This window comes from Micromonospora echinofusca, assembly GCF_017614955.1.
In the GTDB taxonomy this organism is placed as follows: domain Bacteria; phylum Actinomycetota; class Actinomycetes; order Mycobacteriales; family Micromonosporaceae; genus Micromonospora; species Micromonospora echinofusca_A.
The window spans coordinates 1-3890 of sequence record NZ_WVUH01000502.1 but is presented as its reverse complement, the minus strand read 5'-3'; the positions used below and the strand labels follow the sequence as shown (position 1 = coordinate 3890).

6 protein-coding genes are annotated in these 3890 nt (G+C 73.5%); 2 read left to right on the top strand and 4 right to left on the bottom strand.

Features of this window, described 5'->3' with window-relative positions:
- Nucleotides 1-291: 291 nt before the first annotated feature.
- Entirely contained in the window at nucleotides 292-663 is a 372-nt protein-coding gene (locus GSF22_RS31755) for a hypothetical protein (RefSeq protein WP_208817600.1), read from the top strand.
- A complete protein-coding gene (locus tag GSF22_RS31750; protein WP_307804493.1) occupies nucleotides 660-1142 on the top strand; it encodes a roadblock/LC7 domain-containing protein in 483 nt (160 codons plus the stop codon). Before GSF22_RS31755 ends, GSF22_RS31750 begins: the two co-directional genes overlap by 4 nt.
- An 82-nt stretch (nucleotides 1143-1224) precedes the next feature.
- On the opposite strand, the gene GSF22_RS31745 is transcribed toward GSF22_RS31750, so the two are convergent.
- The 4 genes from GSF22_RS31745 to GSF22_RS31730 form a co-directional block, all read right to left on the bottom strand.
- Nucleotides 1225-2265, bottom strand: a complete 1041-nt coding sequence (locus GSF22_RS31745) for a lactonase family protein (protein WP_208817599.1) — start codon at nucleotides 2263-2265, stop codon at nucleotides 1225-1227.
- Between the two features lie 90 nt (nucleotides 2266-2355).
- Nucleotides 2356-2958, bottom strand: a complete 603-nt coding sequence (locus GSF22_RS31740) for a GTP-binding protein (protein ID WP_208817598.1) — start codon at nucleotides 2956-2958, stop codon at nucleotides 2356-2358.
- Nucleotides 2939-3325: a DUF742 domain-containing protein gene (locus GSF22_RS31735; protein ID WP_208817597.1), complete on the bottom strand. Its 387-nt coding sequence runs from the start codon at nucleotides 3323-3325 to the stop codon at nucleotides 2939-2941. The genes GSF22_RS31740 and GSF22_RS31735 overlap by 20 nt, the downstream gene beginning before the upstream one ends.
- On the bottom strand, nucleotides 3315-3767 hold the full coding sequence (locus GSF22_RS31730) for a roadblock/LC7 domain-containing protein (protein ID WP_208817596.1): 453 nt from the start codon (nucleotides 3765-3767) through the stop codon (nucleotides 3315-3317). Before GSF22_RS31730 ends, GSF22_RS31735 begins: the two co-directional genes overlap by 11 nt.
- Between the last annotated feature and the right edge of the window lie 123 nt (nucleotides 3768-3890).

Genomic DNA, 3890 nt, shown 5'->3' with positions numbered 1-3890 from the left:
CGGCACCCGCCCCCGGTGCCGGGTACGCTCAAATTGCCGGCCCGCCAGCCGGCTCTTAAGATCCGGTTGAGCAGTAGAAACGACCTGTTCGTGGTCATCGGTCCCACCGTCGCCCGGGACGTTCCCGTGGTGGCCCCCGGAGCCCGGCAGATCAGGGCGACAACTCCGGTCCCGCAATGCGACCCCCGATCCGTGCCGACCCCGCGCACCCGCGACGTCGGCCGGTCGACGTCGCGGTCCGCCGGACGGCGGACCGGGACCGGCCACCGATCCGACCTGGGGGCAGACACCATGGCCAACCTCGACGTCGCACTCAAGAGTGCGATGAGCATCGACGGCGCGATCGGCGTGGCGCTGGTCGACCACACCAGCGGTATGACCCTCGGCGTGGCCGGCGGGACAGCCGAGCTGGACCTGACCGTGGCGGCGGCCGGCAACACCGACGTGGTCCGCGCCAAGCTGCGCACCATCGAGATGCTCCGGCTCGACGACACGATCGAGGACATCCTGATCACCCTCGGTTCGCAGTACCACCTGATCCGGCCGCTCACCGCACGCTCCGGCAAGGGCCTCTTCCTCTACCTGATGCTCAGCAAGAGCCGGGCCAACCTGGCCCTCGCCCGGCACCAGCTCCGCACCATCGAGGAGAGCCTGGAACTGTGAGCACCGGCTGGAGTGAGGAGACGACCCTGCCGCGCCGCACCGCCCGGCCGGCGCCGACGCCCGAGGCACACCGGTGGCCGCCCCCGCAGGTGGACCCGTCCGCCCACCGGGCCATCCGGGCCGAGCTGGCCGGCCTGCGGATCGAGGTCCCCGGGGTACGGGGCTGCGTGCTCGGTGGGGTGGACGGCCTGCTGATCACCCACGACCTGGGCCCCGACATCGAGCCGTACGACTTGGCCGCGCTCGCCGCCACCACCTGCGGCATCGGCCGGCAGGTCGGCAGCCGGCTCGGGCAGGGCGGGTTCCGGGAGACCACCACCCGCAACCAGCACGGGTACCTGAGCGTGTACGCGGTGAACGGGCACGCCCTGCTCGCCGTGGTGGGTGACGACGCGGTCAACGTGGCCCGGCTGCACCTGTACGCGCCGGCCGTCGCCGCGCGGCTGGCCGCCCTGCTCGACGGGGACACCGACCGCTGACCCGCGCCGGGTGGTGGCCCGGCCGGGGGCCGGGCCCGGGCCGGTGCGGGCCCTGTCGACGGACCCGGGGGCCGGCCGTGGTTCAGGGCAGGACGCAGACCGGGCTGGGCACCTCGACCGGCTCGCCGACCGGAGTCGGGATCCCGGTCACCGGGTCGACCCGGAAGACCCGGACCAGGTGGGCGCGCTCGTCGGCGACGTAGAGATGGTCGTCGGCCCGGGCGAAGTGCCGGGGCCAGCCACCACCGGTGGCCACCTCGGTGACGAGGCGGGGCGGCTGGTCGTCGACCAGCGCGAAGACGGCCAGCGTGCCGACGCCCCGGTTGGCGACGTAGCAGAACCGCCCGTCCGGCGCGACCGACACCTCCGAGGGGTGGACGCGCCCGGTGCGGTCGCTCGCCGGCACCCGGTGCCGTTCGTGCAGCACCCCGCCGGGGTGCAGGTCGTACCCGGTCAGCGTCGCATCCAGCTCGCCGACCAGGTAGGCGCGCCGGCCGTCCGGGTGCCGGGCGAGGTGCCGGGGCCCGGTGCCGGCCGGGGTACGCAGCCGGGGAGCCAGGGGCACCAGCCGCCCGGAGGCCGGTTCCAGTTCGTACCGGTAGACGGAGTCGGTGCCGAGGTCGACGGCGAGTACGGAGCCGTCGGCCGGGTCCGGCGACACCATGTGGGCGTGTGCCCGGTCCTGCCGCTCCGGGTCGGCGCCGTGCCCGGAGTGGGCCAGCAGGTCGGTGTGGTCGCCGGGCACCCCGGACGCGTCCAGCGGGTGCACCGAGACGCTGCCGCTGCCGTAGTTCGCCACGTACAGGTGCCGGCCGTCCGGCGCGACCGCCAGGTGGCACGGGCTGTCCCCGCCGGTGGAGCGGACCCCGAGCGGGGTGAGCCCGCCGTCGGCCGCCACCCGGAACGCGCTCACCGTCCCGTCGGGCAGTTCGTTGACCGCGTAGAGCACGTCGAGGCCGGGATGCCGGGCGAGGAACGACGGGGAGTCGGTGACCGCGGCCGTACCGAGCACGGTCAGCGCCCCACCCACCGGGTCCCGGCGGGCCAGCACGATGCCCGCGCCCCGACCACCGGTGGCCGGCGTGTAGCACCCGATGTGGACCAAGCCGCCCCGGTCACTCACCGGCGTCCCCCTCCGTCGCCTGTCCGGATCTGACGGTCGTCGGACCCTGCCCCGCGTCGATCTAACCAGAAACGGGCGGACCCGGGCAGGTCAAGCCGCCGGAACCGGCTCGCCGCGCCGCTGGGCCACGTGCTCGACCAGAGCCACCAGCACGGTCTTGCCGGACTGCCGGCTCCGCGCGTCGCAGAGCACCACGGGCACGTCCGGGTCCAGGTCCAGCGCGCGGCGTACCGCGTCCACGCCGAACCGCTGCGCCCCGTCGAAGCAGTTCACCCCGACCACGAACGGGATGCCCCGCTGCTCGAAGTAGTCCACCGACGGGAAGCAGTCGGCGAGCCGGCGGGTGTCGGCGAGGACCACGGCACCGAGGGCACCGAAGGCCAGTTCGTCCCAGAGGAACCAGAACCGGTCCTGCCCGGGGGTACCGAAGAGGTAGACCTGGAGGTCCTCGTTGATGGTGATCCGGCCGAAGTCCATGGCCACCGTGGTGGTCCGCTTGGTCTCCACCCCGGACAGATCGTCGGTGCCGATCCCGGCGTCGGTCAGGATCTCCTCGGTCTGCAACGGACGGATCTCGCTGACCGTGCCGACGAGTGTCGTCTTGCCCGCCCCGAAGCCACCGGCAATCAGGATCTTGAGCGCGAGGGGTACCCGCTGCCCTGATCCGTTCCGGTCAGAGCGCACGGAGTCCATTGACCACCGCCTTGAGGATGTTGTCGTCGGGATAGTAGGACGTGGCCGGCGGCTCGTGGATCGCGATCAGCCGGGCATCGAGCAGGTCACCGAGGAGGACCCGGACCACGCCGAGAGCCAGGTCCAGATGGGCGGACACCTCCGCGACCGAGATCGGCTCGGCCGCCAGCCGGAGGATCCGCCGGTGCTCCGGCTGGCTCAGCTGGTGCCGGTCCGGATCGGCCTCCGGATCGGCGTGGACGAACGCCACCAGGTCGAACCCCACGGTGGGGCGGACCCGGCCGCCGGTCATGGCGTACGGCCGGACGACCGGGCCGGCCTCGTCGTCCAACCAGTCGTGCAGGGCGCCGGGTGGGTCAGCTCGCATCGGTCGGCCCTCCGGTCGGCCCGGACGGCGGGCCGGGCTCGACAGCGGACCGGGCCGGGGCGCTGAGGTTCTCCCCCACCCGGGTCACCAGCATCGCCATCTCGTAGGCGACCAGGCCGATGTCCGCGTCGGCGGCGCTCAGCACGGCCAGGCAGGCGCCCTGCCCGGCCGAGGTGACGAAGAGGTACGCCTCGTCCATCTCGACCACGGTCTGGCGTACCGCACCGGTACCGAAGTGCCGGCTGGCGCCCCGGGCCAGGCTGGAGAAACCGGCCGCCATCGCCGACATGTGCTCGGCGTCGGCCCGTTCCATGCCCCGGGACGCACCCAGCAGCAGACCGTCCGCGGAGAGCACCACCGCCTGGCGGGTGGCGGGTACCCGGTCGATCAGGTCGTCGAGGAGCCAGTCGAGGTTCCTGGCCGGCTTCGTCGGGTGCAGCACTACGCATCCCTTCCAGAGTCGGTCGACCCCCGGTCGGTGACCGGGGTGATACGCGGCAGCTCCGCGGTGGGCTGGTCCATGGGGGCGGTACCGCCGGAGACACCCGTCGGGGCGGTACCGCCG